This window comes from Lelliottia sp. SL45 (assembly GCF_026672535.1).
Taxonomy (GTDB): Bacteria; Pseudomonadota; Gammaproteobacteria; order Enterobacterales; family Enterobacteriaceae; genus Enterobacter; species Enterobacter nimipressuralis.
In genome coordinates this window covers 3,360,986-3,376,349 of record NZ_JAPPRH010000003.1, presented here as the reverse complement: position 1 = coordinate 3,376,349, position 15,364 = coordinate 3,360,986, and the positions used below count along the sequence as shown (strand labels likewise).

Below are 15,364 nucleotides of genomic sequence, written 5' to 3'. Positions count from 1 at the left end.
GGATGATTAATCGCGTTAAAGGTTGGTTGTTGGCCGCCACGGTGCTGCTGTGCGCGCAGGCCGGTGCGGCGAGCTTATCGGACATTCAGGTGTCCAACGGTGATGCGCAGGCGCGTATCACCTTCAGTTTTATGGGCGATCCCGATTACGCCTTTACCCAGGTCGATAAACGTAGCGTTGCGCTGGATATTAAACAGACCGGCGTGATCCAGGGGCTACCGCTGCAGTTTAGCGGGAATAACCTGGTGAAAAGTATTCGCTCCGGCAATGCAAAAGATCCTCAGTCCCTGCGACTGGTGGTGGATCTGACGCAAAACGGCAAAACCCGTGCGGTGAAGCAGCAAAATGGTGCTAACTACACCGTGGTCTTTACCATCAATGCCGATGTTCCGCCGCCGCCCCCTCCGCCGCCAGCGCCCGTCGTGGCACAACGTGTAGAGCAGCCGGTGGTCGCGCCGCGTCCTTCTGAACCGGCGCGGAATCCGTTCAAAGCGCAAAACGATCGTCTTACCAGCGTCACCAGCAGCAATACCGTGACGCGTCCCGCGGCGCGCGCCCGTGCGGTGTCGTCCGATGAGAGAGTGATCATTGCCATTGATGCCGGTCACGGCGGTCAGGACCCTGGCGCGATTGGGCCGGGTGGTACGCAGGAGAAAAACGTCACGATTTCGATTGCGCGTAAGTTGCGCGCGTTGCTGAATGACGATCCGATGTTTAAAGGCGTCATGACCCGCGACGGCGACTACTTTATCTCCGTGATGGGGCGTTCCGACGTGGCGCGTAAGCAAAACGCCAACTTCCTGGTGTCGATTCACGCGGATGCTGCGCCGAATCGCAGCGCGACCGGTGCGTCGGTGTGGGTGCTGTCAAATCGTCGTGCGAACAGCGAAATGGCGAACTGGCTCGAGGAGCATGAGAAACAGTCTGAACTGCTCGGCGGCGCAGGTGACGTGCTGGCGAACAGCCAGTCCGACCCGTATCTCAGCCAGGCGGTGCTGGATTTACAATTCGGCCATTCTCAGCGCGTCGGGTATGATGTGGCGACGAACGTGATTAGCCAGCTTCAGCGCGTCGGTGCGATCCACAAACGCCGTCCTGAGCATGCGAGTTTAGGGGTGTTACGCTCACCGGATATCCCGTCGATTCTGGTTGAAACCGGTTTTATCACCAATAACGGCGAAGAGCGCCTGCTGGGCAGCGACAGCTATCAGCAGCAAATTGCCGATGCGATTTATAACGGTCTGCGCAACTATTTTGCCGCGCATCCGCTCCAGTCAGCGCCGCAAGGGGGCGCGGGTCAAACCGCCAGCGCCGCCCTGCCTGGCGACATGAGCGCGACCAACTAAGGAGAGATCATGCCGATTCAGGTTCTGCCGCCGCAGCTTGCGAACCAAATCGCCGCCGGCGAGGTGGTGGAGCGTCCTGCATCGGTCGTGAAAGAGCTGGTTGAAAACAGTCTCGATGCGGGAGCCACCCGCATCGATATTGATATCGAACGCGGCGGTGCCAAACTTATCCGCATTCGCGACAACGGCTGTGGGATCAAAAAAGACGAGCTGGCGCTGGCGCTGGCGCGTCACGCCACCAGTAAAATTGCCTCTCTCGACGATCTGGAAGCCATTATCAGCCTCGGTTTTCGCGGCGAAGCGCTGGCCAGTATCAGCTCCGTTTCGCGTCTGACGCTCACCTCCCGCACCGCCGAACAGCAGGAAGCCTGGCAGGCGTACGCGGAAGGGCGCGACATGGACGTGACCGTCAAACCCGCCGCGCATCCGGTGGGCACCACGCTGGAAGTGCTGGATCTGTTCTATAACACCCCGGCGCGGCGCAAGTTTATGCGCACCGAAAAAACCGAATTTAGCCACATCGACGAAATCATTCGCCGCATCGCGCTGGCGCGTTTTGACGTGACGATCAACCTGAGCCACAACGGCAAAGTGATGCGCCAGTATCGCGCCGTTGCGGAAGGCGGGCAGAAAGAGCGTCGCTTGGGGGCGATTTGCGGGACCGGCTTCCTGGAACAGGCGCTGGCAATTGAATGGCAGCACGGCGATCTCGCGATGCGCGGCTGGGTGGCCGATCCAAAATCCATGAACGCGGCGCTGGCGGAAATCCAGTACTGTTACGTCAACGGTCGCATGATGCGCGATCGTCTGATCAACCACGCTATCCGCCAGGCCTGTGAAAATAAACTCGGCGCGGATCAGCAGCCTGCGTTTGTTCTCTATCTTGAAATCGATCCGCATCAGGTGGATGTCAACGTGCATCCTGCCAAGCATGAAGTGCGTTTCCACCAGTCGCGTCTGGTCCATGATTTTATCTATCAGGGCGTGCTGAGCGTTTTACAGCTGCAGGCGGAAGCGGTATTGCCGCTGGAAGAAGAGAGCGCCGCGCCGCGTCCGATCCCGGAAAACCGCGTGGCGGCTGGCCGTAACCAGTTTGCAGAACCCGCCGTTGCCCGTGAACCCGAAACCCCGCGCTATTCCCCGACCAGCCAGGCGCCGCGCCCGAGCGGGGCGAATTACCCTCATGCGCCGGGTTATCAAAAGCAGCAGGGTGCGCTTTATAGCAAATTGCTGGATACTCCAGCCGTAGAGCGCAAAGAGCCCGTGGCGCCATCGGCCCCTGCGCTGGAAGGCCACAGCCAAAGTTTTGGTCGGGTGTTAACCATCATTGCGCCGGATGTGGCGCTGCTGGAGCGTGACGGGAAACTGGCTCTGCTGGCGTTACCGGTTGCGGAGCGCTGGCTGAAGCAGGCACAGGTGACGCCCGGGGCAAATGCGGCCTGTGCTCAGCCGCTGCTGATTCCGGTTCGGCTCAAAATTTCAGCGGACGAAGCCGGCCTGTTAAACCGTGCGAAAGCGCTGTTGGCGGAAATGGGCATCGAATTTGTGTTAGAGGCGCATCATGTGACGATTCGCGCGGTGCCTTTACCCTTACGCCAACAAAATTTACAAAACTTGATTCCTGAACTGATAGGCTACCTGGCGCAGCAAACGACCTTTGATGCCACCAATACCGCGCAGTGGATCGCCCGTCATTTAGCGAGCGACCATCATCCGTGGAATATGGCGCAAGCCATTACCGTATTGGCCGAAGTTGAACGTCTTTGCCCTCATTTGGTCAAAGCACCGCCGGGTGGTTTATTACAACGTGTTGATTTAGATTCGGCGATGAATGCCCTGAAAAATGAGTGATGTGAGTAAGGCGAGCCTGCCAAAGGCGATTTTTTTAATGGGCCCAACGGCCTCGGGTAAAACCGCGTTAGCCATTGAGCTACGTAAAGTTTTGCCAGTAGAGTTGATTAGCGTCGATTCCGCCCTTATTTATCAAGGGATGGATATCGGCACGGCGAAGCCAGACGCAGAAGAACTGCGCGCGGCACCGCACCGACTGCTGGATATTCTCGACCCGTCCCAGGCGTACTCCGCAGCGGATTTCCGCCGCGATGCGCTGGCGCAAATGGCCGAGATCACCGCAGCGGGCCGGATACCGTTGTTAGTTGGCGGGACCATGCTCTACTTCAAGGCGCTGCTGGAAGGGTTATCACCCTTGCCATCCGCAGACCCTGAGGTGAGAGCCAGAATTGAGCAGCAGGCGGCAGAGCAAGGATGGGGCGCGTTGCACAAGCAGCTGGAGGAAATTGACCCGGTTGCCGCAGCACGGATTCATCCAAATGATCCGCAAAGGCTTTCCCGGGCACTGGAAGTTTTTTTCATTTCGGGTAAAACTTTAACGGAACTGACGCAAACGTCAGGAGAGGCTCTGCCGTATCAGGTGCATCAGTTCGCCATCGCCCCGGCGAGCCGTGAACTGCTCCATCAACGAATTGAGCAGCGTTTTCATCAGATGTTAGCTTCAGGTTTTGAAGCAGAAGTGCGGGCGCTATTTGCTCGCGGAGATTTGCATACGGACATGCCTTCCATTCGTTGTGTCGGATACCGCCAGATGTGGTCATACATTGAAGGCGAGATCTCATACGATGAAATGGTTTATCGAGGTGTTTGCGCCACCAGACAGTTAGCGAAACGCCAGATAACCTGGTTGCGCGGTTGGGACGGTATCCACTGGTTAGACAGTGAGAAGCCAGACCAGGCGTACAATGAAGTTTTACAGGTTGTGGGTGCTATCGCAGACTGAATGTGTACAATTAAGTCGTATCGTGCGCAATTTTTCAGAATCGCAAGGTTCTAAGTACATAACAAGCATATAAGGAAAAGATAGAATGGCTAAGGGGCAATCTTTACAAGATCCGTTTCTGAACGCATTGCGTCGTGAACGTGTTCCAGTTTCTATTTATTTGGTGAATGGTATTAAGCTGCAAGGTCAGATTGAGTCTTTCGATCAGTTCGTGATCCTGTTGAAAAACACGGTCAGCCAGATGGTTTATAAGCACGCTATCTCTACTGTTGTTCCGTCTCGTCCAGTATCTCATCACAGCAACAACGCTGGCGGCGGCACCGGTAGTAACTACCATCATGGCAGCAACGCACAGGGCTCTTCTGCTCCTGCGCAGGACAGCGAAGAAACCGAATAAGGTAACGGGCTGTTTTTCCACACGGGGAGCCAGGTTTCTGCGTTCCCCGCTGATTTATTTTGAGGATAATACGCTTGTTTGACCGTTATGATGCCGGCGAGCATGCGGTACTGGTACACATCTATTTTACGCAAGACAAAGATATGGAAGATCTCCAGGAGTTTGAAGCTCTGGTCTCTTCTGCCGGTGTCGAAGCATTACAGGTGATTACCGGTAGCCGTAAAGCCCCGCACCCAAAGTTTTTTGTTGGTGAAGGTAAAGCAGTCGAAATTGCGGAAGCCGTAAAAGCAACCGGCGCGTCCGTCGTGCTGTTTGACCATGCGCTATCTCCGGCTCAAGAGCGTAACCTGGAAGCCCTGTGCGAATGTCGTGTTATCGACCGTACCGGACTGATTTTAGACATTTTTGCTCAACGTGCACGTACCCACGAGGGGAAATTGCAGGTTGAGCTGGCGCAATTGCGTCATCTGGCCACGCGTCTTGTGCGCGGCTGGACCCACCTTGAAAGGCAAAAAGGCGGGATTGGTTTACGCGGTCCGGGTGAAACCCAGCTCGAAACCGACCGTCGACTGCTGCGCGGCCGTATTACCCAGATCCTCTCACGTCTGGCAAGAGTTGAAAAACAGCGTGAGCAAGGACGTCGTTCGCGAACCAAAGCTGACATCCCAACGGTGTCGCTGGTGGGGTATACCAACGCCGGTAAATCCACCCTGTTTAACCAGATCACTGAGGCCAAGGTTTATGCCGCAGACCAGTTGTTTGCGACCCTTGACCCGACGCTGCGTCGCATTGACGTTGCGGATGTGGGTGAAACAGTGCTGGCGGATACCGTAGGATTTATTCGTCATTTGCCACACGACCTGGTGGCCGCGTTTAAAGCCACACTGCAGGAGACGCGTCAGGCGACGCTGCTGCTGCATATCATCGACGCTGCGGATGTTCGCGTGCAGGAAAACATCGACGCGGTGAATACCGTGCTCGAAGAGATCGATGCGCACGAGATCCCAACGCTTCTGGTGATGAACAAAATCGATATGCTGGACGATTTCGAGCCACGTATCGACCGAGATGAAGAGAACAAACCGATTCGGGTCTGGCTTTCCGCTCAGACCGGTGTCGGTGTGCCACTACTTTTCCAGGCTTTGACAGAACGTCTTTCTGGTGAGGTGGCTCAGCACACGCTGCGTCTGCCGCCACAGGAAGGCAGGCTGCGCAGCCGGTTTTATCAGCTTCAGGCGATAGAAAAAGAGTGGATGGAGGATGACGGCAGCTTGGTGATGCAGGTGCGTATGCCGATCGTTGACTGGCGTCGCCTCTGTAAACAAGAACCTACGCTGGTGGACTACGTCGTCTGACCAGATAAAGGTGCACGAGCCTGAAAATTCGCCCTTGCATAACAAATATGGAGCATATACATGGCGTGGAATCAGCCCGGTAATAACGGACAAGACCGCGACCCGTGGGGAAGCAGCAATAATCAAGGCGGCAACTCTGGGGGAAATGGCAACAAAGGTGGTCGCGAGCAGGGGCCTCCTGATCTGGACGATATCTTTCGCAAGCTGAGCAAAAAGCTTGGTGGTTTCGGTACAGGTAAAGGTTCTGGCTCGGGTGGAAATTCCACTCAGGGTCCGCGCCCGCACATGGGTGGCCGCGTAGTGAGCATTGTTGCTGCTGCTGTGGTCATCATTTGGGCTGCCAGCGGGTTCTACACCATTAAAGAAGCTGAGCGCGGTGTGGTCACTCGTTTCGGTAAGTTTAGCCATCTGGTTGAGCCGGGTCTGAACTGGAAGCCAACGTTCGTGGATAACGTGACTGCGGTAAACGTGGAATCGGTACGCGAACTGGCGGCGTCTGGCGTGATGCTGACCTCTGACGAGAACGTGGTGCGCGTTGAGATGAACGTGCAGTACCGCGTCACCGATCCGCAGCACTATCTGTTCAGTGTGACCAGCGCCGACGACAGTCTGCGTCAGGCTACCGACAGCGCCCTGCGTGGCGTGATCGGTAAATACACCATGGACCGTATTCTGACCGAAGGTCGTACCGTTATTCGTAGCGATACCCAGCGCGAGCTGGAAGAGACCATCCGTCCGTACAACATGGGTATCACCCTGCTAGACGTCAACTTCCAGGCCGCTCGTCCGCCGGAAGAGGTCAAAGCCGCCTTCGATGATGCAATTGCCGCGCGTGAAAACGAACAGCAATACATCCGTGAAGCTGAAGCTTACACCAACGAAGTTCAGCCTCGTGCTAACGGTCAGGCGCAGCGTATCCTCGAAGAGGCGCGTGCGTATAAGACTCAGACCATCCTGGAAGCCCAGGGTGAAGTGGCTCGCTTCGCGAAGCTCCTGCCGGAATATAAAGCTGCCCCGGAAATTACCCGTGAGCGTCTGTATATCGAGACCATGGAGAAAGTGTTGAGCCACACCCGTAAAGTGCTGGTGAACGACAACAAAGGTGGCAACCTGATGGTGCTACCGCTGGACCAGATGCTGAAAGGCGGTAATGCGCCTGCGGCAAAACAGGATAACAGCGGAGCAAACAATCTGCTGCGTCTGCCTCCGGCATCCAGCAGCAATTCCAGCGCCAATACCACGTCTTCTTCAAGCGATGGTGACATCATGGACCAACGCCGTGCCAACGCACAGCGTAACGACAGCCAGCGTCAGGGGGAATAACGATGCGTAAGTCAGTTATTGCGATTATCATCATCGCGCTGGTCGTACTTTATACCTCCATCTTTGTGGTGAAAGAGGGCGAGCGCGGGATTACCATGCGCTTCGGTAAAGTCCTTCGTGACGATGAAAACAAACCGCTGGTCTTTGAACCGGGTCTGCACTTCAAGCTCCCGATGATTGAATCAGTGAAAATGCTCGACGCTCGTATCCAGACGATGGATAACCAGGCCGATCGTTTTGTCACTAAAGAGAAAAAAGACCTGATCGTCGATTCTTACATCAAATGGCGTATCAGCGACTTCAGCCGTTACTACCTGGCAACAGGCGGCGGTGACGTCTCTCAGGCCGAAGTGCTGCTGAAACGTAAGTTCTCTGACCGTCTGCGTTCTGAAATTGGTCGTCTGGATGTGAAAGACATCGTGACCGACTCCCGTGGTCGTCTGACCCTGGAAGTGCGTGATGCGCTGAACTCCGGTACTGCGGGCACGGAAGACGAAGTTGCGACGCCAGCAGCGGACGATGCGATTGCTAAAGCGGCTGAGCGTGTTCAGGCTGAAACCAACGGCAAAGTGCCGGTGATCAACCCGAACAGTATGGCGGCGTTAGGTATCGAAGTGGTCGATGTGCGTATCAAACAGATCAACCTGCCTGCGGAAGTGTCCGAAGCGATTTACAACCGTATGCGCGCTGAGCGTGAAGCGGTAGCCCGTCGCCACCGTTCACAGGGTCAGGAAGAGGCTGAGAAACTGCGCGCGACAGCGGACTATGAAGTGACGAAAACGCTGGCAGAATCCGAACGTCAGGGCCGCATTATGCGCGGTGAAGGCGATGCGGAAGCCGCGAAACTGTTTGCCGATGCATTCAGCCAGGATCCGGATTTCTATGCCTTTATCCGTAGCCTGCGAGCGTATGAAAACAGCTTCCAGAGCAATCAGGATGTGATGGTGCTCAGTCCTGACAGCGATTTCTTCCGTTATATGAAGACGCCAGGCAACGCCACGCGATAAACTCATTCCCGTTTGAGTTATCAAACCACCGCTCTCAACGGAGCGGTGGTTTTCTTTTATCAGGAGCTAAAATGAATTCCACCATCTTGCTGGCGCTTGCTCTGGTTTTGGTGCTCGAAGGCCTTGGCCCGATGCTTTATCCGCGCGCCTGGCGTCGAATGATCGCCACTATGACCCAACTGCCGGATAATATTTTACGTCGTTTTGGCGGGGGTCTTGTGGTTGCAGGAGTGGTGATCTACTACATGTTGAGGAAAACGATTGGCTGATCAAAAAGTGGTCGGATTTGCATTATATTGAGGGCAAAAAGTGCTGTAACTCTGAAAAAGCGGTGGTAGAATCCATTTTTAAGCAATCGGTGATTTTGAAAAATGGGTAACAACGTTGTCGTACTGGGCACCCAATGGGGTGACGAAGGTAAAGGGAAGATTGTCGATCTTCTGACTGAACGTGCTAAATATGTTGTACGCTATCAGGGTGGTCACAACGCAGGCCATACTCTCGTAATCAACGGTGAAAAAACCGTCCTCCATCTTATTCCATCAGGCATTCTTCGTGAAAATGTGACCAGCATCATCGGTAACGGTGTTGTGCTGTCTCCTGCTGCGCTGATGAAAGAGATGAAAGGCCTGGAAGACCGTGGTATCCCGGTTCGTGAGCGTCTGCTGCTCTCCGAAGCCTGCCCGCTGATCCTCGACTATCACGTCGCACTGGACGTGGCGCGCGAAAAAGCACGTGGCGCGAAAGCTATCGGCACCACCGGCCGTGGTATCGGCCCTGCTTACGAAGATAAAGTTGCTCGTCGCGGTCTGCGCGTTGGCGACCTGTTCGACAAAGCCACCTTCGCTGAAAAACTGAAAGAAGTGATGGAATATCACAACTTCCAGCTGGTGAACTTCTACAAAGTAGACGCCGTTGACTACCAGAAAGTACTGGATGATGTCATGGCGGTTGCTGACATCCTGACCGGTATGGTTGTGGATGTGTCTGACCTGCTGGACCAGGCGCGCAAACGTGGCGATTTCGTCATGTTCGAAGGCGCGCAGGGTACGCTGCTGGATATCGACCACGGTACCTATCCGTACGTGACCTCCTCTAACACCACCGCGGGTGGCGTGGCGACTGGCTCCGGCCTGGGTCCACGTTATGTGGATTACGTGCTGGGTATCATTAAAGCTTACTCCACTCGCGTGGGTGCAGGTCCGTTCCCGACTGAGCTGTTTGATGACATCGGCGAGTTCCTGTGCAAGCAAGGTAACGAGTTTGGCGCGACCACCGGTCGTCGTCGTCGTACCGGCTGGCTGGATGCGGTTGCAGTGCGTCGCGCAGTGCAGATCAACTCCCTGTCTGGCTTCTGCCTGACCAAGCTGGACGTGCTGGACGGCCTGAAAGAAGTGAAAATCTGCGTGGGCTACCGTATGCCAGATGGCCGCGAAGTGACCACCACTCCGCTGGCCGCTGACGACTGGGAAGGTATCGAGCCGATTTACGAAACCATGCCAGGCTGGTCCGAAACCACCTTTGGTGTGAAAGAGCGTAGCGGTCTGCCGAAAGCCGCGCTGGACTACATCAAGCGTATTGAAGAACTGACCGAAGTGCCGATCGATATAATCTCTACCGGCCCTGACCGTACCGAAACGATGATTCTGCGCGACCCGTTCGACGCATAAACCTCGTTCTGCCTGGCGGCGCTACGCTTGCCAGGCCTACAAAACGCTTCTTAAGCCGGATAAGCAACGCGTATCCGGCTTTTTAGTTCCTCTTTCTCCCTTTCAGTCAAATAAATTAGCCGCTAAGTATCTGGCTGGTTTATCATCAATAGTGAATATCTCTGCGGTTAGACCGCGTTTTTCCCTTTTCCTGAGGTTGATGTGCAGTTAACGAGTTTCACCGATTACGGCTTACGTGCGCTGATTTACATGGCGTCGTTGCCACAAGGACAGATGACCAGTATCTCTGAGGTGACAGAGGTGTACGGCGTGTCCCGTAATCATATGGTCAAAATAATCAATCAACTTAGCCGTGCGGGATACGTAACTGCCGTCCGCGGGAAAAACGGGGGGATTCGTCTCGGAAAACCTGCACAGAGTATTCGTGTTGGAGATGTGGTACGTGAACTGGAGCCATTAACTCTGGTGAACTGCAGCAGCGACTTCTGCCACATCACCCCCGCTTGCCGCCTGAAAAAGGCGCTTTCTACGGCTGTGCAAAGTTTTCTCAAGGAACTGGATAACTACACGCTGGCCGATTTGGTTGAAGAGAATCAACCGCTATATAAATTATTGCTGGTGGAATGAAGAAAATTTCCACCGGAGCTGACAACGGAGGAACCGACATGTCACATGATCCTTTCCAGGAACGCGAAGCAGAAAAGTACGCGAATCCTATCCCAAGCCGCGAGTTCATCATCGAACACTTAACAAAACGCGAAAAGCCCGCCAATCGTGAAGAACTTGCCGTTGAATTAAACATTGAAGGCGAAGAGCAAATTGAAGCCCTTCGTCGCCGCCTGCGTGCCATGGAGCGTGATGGCCAGCTGGTCTTTACGCGTCGCCAGTGCTACGCGCTGCCGGAACGTCTCGACCTGCTCAAAGGCACCGTCATTGGCCATCGCGATGGTTTCGGCTTCCTGCGCGTAGAAGGCCGCAAAGACGACCTGTATCTGTCCTCTGAACAGATGAAGATGTGCATCCACGGCGATCAGATTCTGGCGCAGCCGTTAGGGGCTGACCGCAAGGGCCGCCGCGAAGCGCGCGTCGTTCGCGTGCTGGTACCCAAAACCAGCCAGATCGTCGGGCGTTACTTCACCGATGCAGGCGTGGGCTTTGTGGTGCCGGACGACAGCCGTCTGAGCTTCGACATCCTGATCCCGCCGGAAGAGGTGATGGGCGCACGCATGGGCTTTGTGGTGGTAGTCGAACTCACCCAGCGTCCAACGCGCCGCACCAAAGCGATTGGTAAGATCGTGGAAGTGCTCGGCGATAACATGGGCACCAGCATGGCCGTAGATATGGCGCTGCGTACGCATGAAATCCCTTACGTCTGGCCGGCTGCGGTTGAAAATCAGGTCAAAGATCTGAAAGAGCAGGTCCCGGAAGAGGCCAAAATCGGCCGCGTGGATCTGCGCGATCTGCCGCTGGTAACCATTGATGGCGAAGACGCCCGCGACTTCGATGACGCCGTCTTCTGCGAGAAAAAACGCGGCGGCGGCTGGCGTTTGTGGGTGGCGATTGCTGACGTCAGCTATTACGTCCGCCCCAACACCCCGCTGGACAGCGAAGCCCGCAGCCGTGGTACATCCGTGTACTTCCCGTCGCAGGTCGTTCCAATGCTGCCCGAAGTGCTCTCCAACGGGCTGTGCTCCCTGAACCCGCAGGTTGATCGTCTGTGTATGGTCTGTGAAATGACCATCTCCACCAAAGGGCGCTTAACCGGCTATAAATTCTATGAAGCAGTGATGAGCTCGCACGCGCGCCTGACATACACCAAAGTCTGGCACATGCTGCAGGGCGACCAGGAGCTGCGCGAGCAATATGCGCCGCTGGTCAAACACATCGAAGAGCTGCACAACCTCTACAAAGTGCTGGACCAGGCGCGCGAAGAGCGCGGCGGGATCTCCTTTGAGAGCGAAGAGGCGAAGTTTATCTTCAACGCTGAGCGTCGTATCGAGCGTATCGAGCAGACGCAGCGTAACGATGCCCACAAACTGATTGAAGAGTGCATGATCCTGGCAAACATCTCGGCGGCGCGTTTCGTTGAGAAAGCCAAAGAGCCTGCGCTGTTCCGTATTCACGATAAACCGACCACTGAAGCGATCACCGCGTTCCGTTCGGTGCTGGCGGAGCTGGGCCTGGAGCTGCCGGGTGGCAGTAAACCAGAGCCGCGCGATTACGCCGAGCTGCTGGAGTCCATCAGCGATCGTCCGGATGCGGAAATGCTGCAAACCATGCTGCTGCGCTCCATGAAACAGGCGATTTACGATCCGGAAAACCGTGGTCACTTCGGCCTGGCGCTGCAGTCTTATGCGCACTTTACCTCGCCGATTCGTCGTTACCCGGATCTGTCGCTGCACCGCGCCATTAAATATCTGCTGGCGCAAGAGCAGGGGCATAAGGGCAACACCACCGAAACGGGCGGCTACCACTATTCCATGGAAGAGATGCTCCAGCTTGGTCAGCACTGTTCCATGGCCGAACGTCGCGCCGACGAAGCAACGCGTGACGTGGCGGACTGGCTGAAGTGTGACTTCATGCTGGATCAGGTGGGCAATGTCTTTAAAGGCGTCATCGCCAGCGTTACCGGCTTTGGCTTCTTTGTGCGTCTCGACGAGCTGTTTATCGACGGCCTGGTCCACGTCTCCTCGCTGGATAACGATTACTACCGCTACGATCAGGTTGGTCAACGCCTGACGGGTGAATCCGGCGGCCAGACTTACCGTCTGGGCGATCGCGTGGAAGTGAAGGTGGAAGCCGTTAACATGGACGAACGTAAGATTGATTTCAGTCTGATCTCAAGCGAACGTGCTCCGCGTAACGTCGGTAAAACCGAGCGCGAAAAAGCGAAAAAAGGGTCGAACGGTAAAACCGGCGGCAGGCGTCGTCAGGCGGGTAAAAAGGTGAACTTCGAGCCAGATGCCGCGTTCCGTGGTGATAAAGGCAAAGCAGCGCCAAAACCACCCAAAGCGAAGAAAGAGAAAGGCGCGAAAAAACCGTCCGCCAAGACCCAGAAAATAGCGGCCGCGACCAAAGCGAAGCGTGCTGCGAAGAAAAAAGTGGCGGAGTAACACTCCCTCACCCTTTGTCGGCCGGGCAAGCGTAGAATTGCCCGGCAAAAGCAATTAATGAGAACCATCAATGAGTGAAATGATTTACGGCATCCATGCGGTGCAGGCCCTGCTGGAGCGCGCTCCGGAGCGTTTTCAGGAAGTGTATATTCTGAAAGGCCGCGAGGATAAACGTCTGCTGCCGCTGATCCATGCGCTGGAAGCCCAGGGCGTGGTGATTCAGCTGGCGAGCCGCCAGTTCCTCGACGAAAAAAGCGAGGGTGCCGTTCACCAGGGCATTATCGCGCGTGCGAAACCGGGCCGTCAGTATCAGGAAAACGATCTGCCGGATCTGATCGCCCAGCTCGATAACCCGTTCTTCCTGATCCTCGACGGCGTGACCGATCCGCACAACCTTGGCGCATGCCTGCGTAGTGCAGATGCGGCAGGCGTGCATGCGGTGATTGTGCCGCGCGACCGTTCTGCGCAGCTCAATGCTACGGCGAAGAAAGTCGCCTGTGGCGCGGCGGAAAACGTGCCGTTGATCCGCGTGACCAACCTGGCGCGCACCATGCGTCAGCTGCAGGAAGAGAACATCTGGATTGTCGGCACCGCTGGCGAAGCAGACCATACCCTTTATCAGAGCAAAATGACCGGCCGTATGGCGCTGGTGATGGGTGCTGAAGGGGAAGGGATGCGCCGTCTGACGCGCGAGCATTGCGACGAGCTGATCAGCATTCCGATGGCGGGCAGCGTCTCGTCTCTGAACGTGTCTGTGGCAACAGGTATTTGCCTGTTCGAAGCGGTGCGTCAGCGCGGGTGATTTTTTGTGCCCGGTAGCGCTTCGCTTACCGGGCCTACAAAAACGTCCAGGCCGGGTAAGGCGAACTGCCACCCGGCCAAACACTACTCTTCTAAAGACCGCAAATGGTCATCTTTATTCAACGTCATCAGCGCGACAATGCTCACCACCGCCGTCGCCATCACGTAATACGCTGGAATATCCAGATTCCCCGTCTGCTTGATCAACCCGGTGATAATCAACCCCGCGCAGCCAGAGAAAATGGCGTTAGACAGCGAATAGGCCAGACCCAGCCCGGTATAGCGCACGCGCGTCGGGAACATCTCCGACAGCATCGCAGGCCCTGGCCCCGCGAGCATCCCCACCAGACCGCCCGCAATTAACACCACAATCGCTTTCACCGCCAGGGTACTGGATTCCGCCTGCAAAATTTTCAGCAGCGGCAGGGCGAGGATCAGCAGCAGCGCGGTCGCCATCACCATCACCGTGCGTCGCCCGATGCGGTCACTGAGTATTCCTGACGGGATAATCGTCAGCGCAAATCCGATATTCGAAATCACCGCAATCAGCAGCGCCTGGTTAAAGCCCGTATGCAATGCGGATTGCAGATAGGTCGGCATGATCACCAGATAGGTATACCCGGCGGCTGACCAGACCATCACACGGCCAATCCCCATCACAATCGCTTTCAGCGTGGCAGCGGTGTGCGCTTCGGCGACAACCGGTTTTTCCTTTTGCTGCACAAAACTCGGCGTCTCTTCCATGCTGACGCGCAGCCACAGGGCGACCACGCCCATCGGCAGCGCGAGGAAGAACGGAATACGCCAGCCCCAGTCATGCAGCGCGTCCGGCGTCATCACAACCGAGAGCAGTGCGACGATGCCAGCGCCTGCCAGCAGCCCAAGTGCCACGGTAAAGGATTGCCATGCGCCGTAAAGCCCCCGTTTGCCGCGTGGAGCGAACTCGGTCATCAGCGACACGGCCCCGCCGTACTCGCCGCCCGCAAACAGGCCCTGCAAAATGCGCAGCCCGGTAATGATCAGCGGTGCGGCAATGCCGATGCTGGCGTAAACCGGCACCATGCCGATAGCGGCCGTCGCGAGCGTCATCAGCACCAGCACGATAATCAGCGTCGGCTTACGGCCAATGCGGTCGCCGATGCGGCCAAAAACGACTGCGCCCAGCGGGCGGAAGAAGAACGCGATCGCAAATGAGGCGTAGGTGAGGATCAGGCTGGTCATCCCCGCTTCACCTTCCAGCTGGAAGAAGTTCTTCGCAATGACGGTCGCCATAAAACCGTACACCGCGAATTCATACCATTCGATGAAGTTGCCAATCGAACCTGCAATTAAAGCGCGCTTGTGCGCATCCGGCGCACGTTGGGAAGATTGCATAATGATTCTCTCTCGGAAGATGAGAATAAATTATTCAACAGAATGGCCGACGTGAAATAGTTTATTCTTATATTGTGTGACCTGTTTCACGAATGATTTCAATCAGATCGTCGCCTTGTGACCCGACTCCCATGCAGCCGTTGTGCAGTCTGTCCATACTTACCTTCATTGCCATTGAAGGAGG

Annotated in this window: 13 protein-coding genes; 12 read left to right on the top strand and 1 reads right to left on the bottom strand. The window is 55.9% G+C overall.

What is annotated here, in order from left to right; translation table 11 throughout:
* Nucleotides 1–2 precede the first annotated feature (2 nt).
* The 12 genes from amiB to rlmB all read left to right on the top strand — a co-directional run bounded on the left by amiB (nucleotide 3) and on the right by rlmB (nucleotide 13,807).
* Complete coding sequence (amiB, locus tag OVA10_RS22345) at nucleotides 3–1,346, top strand: N-acetylmuramoyl-L-alanine amidase AmiB (protein ID WP_100777898.1); 1,344 nt, start codon at nucleotides 3–5, stop codon at nucleotides 1,344–1,346.
* A 9-nt stretch (nucleotides 1,347–1,355) separates the two neighbouring features.
* On the top strand, nucleotides 1,356–3,197 hold the full coding sequence (gene mutL, locus OVA10_RS22340) for a DNA mismatch repair endonuclease MutL (protein WP_268196816.1): 1,842 nt from the start codon (nucleotides 1,356–1,358) through the stop codon (nucleotides 3,195–3,197).
* Complete coding sequence (gene miaA, locus OVA10_RS22335; protein ID WP_100777897.1) at nucleotides 3,190–4,140, top strand: tRNA (adenosine(37)-N6)-dimethylallyltransferase MiaA; 951 nt, start codon at nucleotides 3,190–3,192, stop codon at nucleotides 4,138–4,140. Before mutL ends, miaA begins: the two co-directional genes overlap by 8 nt.
* Before the next feature lie 85 nt (nucleotides 4,141–4,225).
* Nucleotides 4,226–4,537, top strand: a complete 312-nt coding sequence (hfq, locus tag OVA10_RS22330; RefSeq protein ID WP_006810391.1) for an RNA chaperone Hfq — start codon at nucleotides 4,226–4,228, stop codon at nucleotides 4,535–4,537.
* A 74-nt stretch (nucleotides 4,538–4,611) separates the two neighbouring features.
* Nucleotides 4,612–5,892: a ribosome rescue GTPase HflX gene (gene hflX, locus OVA10_RS22325; RefSeq protein ID WP_268196815.1), complete on the top strand. Its 1,281-nt coding sequence runs from the start codon at nucleotides 4,612–4,614 to the stop codon at nucleotides 5,890–5,892.
* Nucleotides 5,893–5,952: 60 nt separating this feature from the next.
* Nucleotides 5,953–7,215: an FtsH protease activity modulator HflK gene (gene hflK / locus OVA10_RS22320; RefSeq protein WP_100777895.1), complete on the top strand. Its 1,263-nt coding sequence runs from the start codon at nucleotides 5,953–5,955 to the stop codon at nucleotides 7,213–7,215.
* Nucleotides 7,216–7,217: 2 nt separating this feature from the next.
* Nucleotides 7,218–8,222, top strand: coding sequence for a protease modulator HflC (gene hflC / locus OVA10_RS22315; RefSeq protein WP_100777894.1), 1,005 nt, complete (start codon nucleotides 7,218–7,220; stop codon nucleotides 8,220–8,222).
* Nucleotides 8,223–8,293: 71 nt separating this feature from the next.
* A complete protein-coding gene (locus tag OVA10_RS22310) occupies nucleotides 8,294–8,491 on the top strand; it encodes a DUF2065 domain-containing protein (RefSeq protein WP_095280484.1) in 198 nt (65 codons plus the stop codon).
* 102 nt (nucleotides 8,492–8,593) lie between these two features.
* Nucleotides 8,594–9,892: an adenylosuccinate synthase gene (locus OVA10_RS22305; RefSeq protein ID WP_100777893.1), complete on the top strand. Its 1,299-nt coding sequence runs from the start codon at nucleotides 8,594–8,596 to the stop codon at nucleotides 9,890–9,892.
* A 201-nt stretch (nucleotides 9,893–10,093) separates the two neighbouring features.
* Nucleotides 10,094–10,519 carry a nitric oxide-sensing transcriptional repressor NsrR gene (nsrR, locus tag OVA10_RS22300; RefSeq protein WP_100777892.1) on the top strand — a complete coding sequence of 142 codons (426 nt, stop codon included), beginning with the start codon at nucleotides 10,094–10,096 and terminating at the stop codon, nucleotides 10,517–10,519.
* Between the two features lie 38 nt (nucleotides 10,520–10,557).
* Complete coding sequence (gene rnr / locus OVA10_RS22295; RefSeq protein ID WP_100777891.1) at nucleotides 10,558–13,005, top strand: ribonuclease R; 2,448 nt, start codon at nucleotides 10,558–10,560, stop codon at nucleotides 13,003–13,005.
* Between the two features lie 70 nt (nucleotides 13,006–13,075).
* On the top strand, nucleotides 13,076–13,807 hold the full coding sequence (gene rlmB, locus OVA10_RS22290) for a 23S rRNA (guanosine(2251)-2'-O)-methyltransferase RlmB (RefSeq protein WP_095280487.1): 732 nt from the start codon (nucleotides 13,076–13,078) through the stop codon (nucleotides 13,805–13,807).
* 83 nt (nucleotides 13,808–13,890) lie between these two features.
* On the opposite strand, the gene OVA10_RS22285 is transcribed toward rlmB, so the two are convergent.
* On the bottom strand, nucleotides 13,891–15,180 hold the full coding sequence (locus OVA10_RS22285; RefSeq protein WP_181827213.1) for an MFS transporter: 1,290 nt from the start codon (nucleotides 15,178–15,180) through the stop codon (nucleotides 13,891–13,893).
* Nucleotides 15,181–15,364 lie beyond the last annotated feature (184 nt).

What these genes read in the sequence shown, in the direction of transcription:
- OVA10_RS22285 (WP_181827213.1), bottom strand. Translation starts at nt 15,180, where the DNA reads ATGCAATCTTCCCAACGTGCGCCGGATGCGCACAAGCGCGCTTTAATT.
- amiB (WP_100777898.1), top strand. Translation starts at nt 3, where the DNA reads ATGATTAATCGCGTTAAAGGTTGGTTGTTGGCCGCCACGGTGCTGCTG.
- mutL (WP_268196816.1), top strand. Translation starts at nt 1,356, where the DNA reads ATGCCGATTCAGGTTCTGCCGCCGCAGCTTGCGAACCAAATCGCCGCC.
- hflC (WP_100777894.1), top strand. Translation starts at nt 7,218, where the DNA reads ATGCGTAAGTCAGTTATTGCGATTATCATCATCGCGCTGGTCGTACTT.
- OVA10_RS22305 (WP_100777893.1), top strand. Translation starts at nt 8,594, where the DNA reads ATGGGTAACAACGTTGTCGTACTGGGCACCCAATGGGGTGACGAAGGT.
- hfq (WP_006810391.1), top strand. Translation starts at nt 4,226, where the DNA reads ATGGCTAAGGGGCAATCTTTACAAGATCCGTTTCTGAACGCATTGCGT.
- hflK (WP_100777895.1), top strand. Translation starts at nt 5,953, where the DNA reads ATGGCGTGGAATCAGCCCGGTAATAACGGACAAGACCGCGACCCGTGG.
- rlmB (WP_095280487.1), top strand. Translation starts at nt 13,076, where the DNA reads ATGAGTGAAATGATTTACGGCATCCATGCGGTGCAGGCCCTGCTGGAG.
- rnr (WP_100777891.1), top strand. Translation starts at nt 10,558, where the DNA reads ATGTCACATGATCCTTTCCAGGAACGCGAAGCAGAAAAGTACGCGAAT.
- miaA (WP_100777897.1), top strand. Translation starts at nt 3,190, where the DNA reads ATGAGTGATGTGAGTAAGGCGAGCCTGCCAAAGGCGATTTTTTTAATG.
- OVA10_RS22310 (WP_095280484.1), top strand. Translation starts at nt 8,294, where the DNA reads ATGAATTCCACCATCTTGCTGGCGCTTGCTCTGGTTTTGGTGCTCGAA.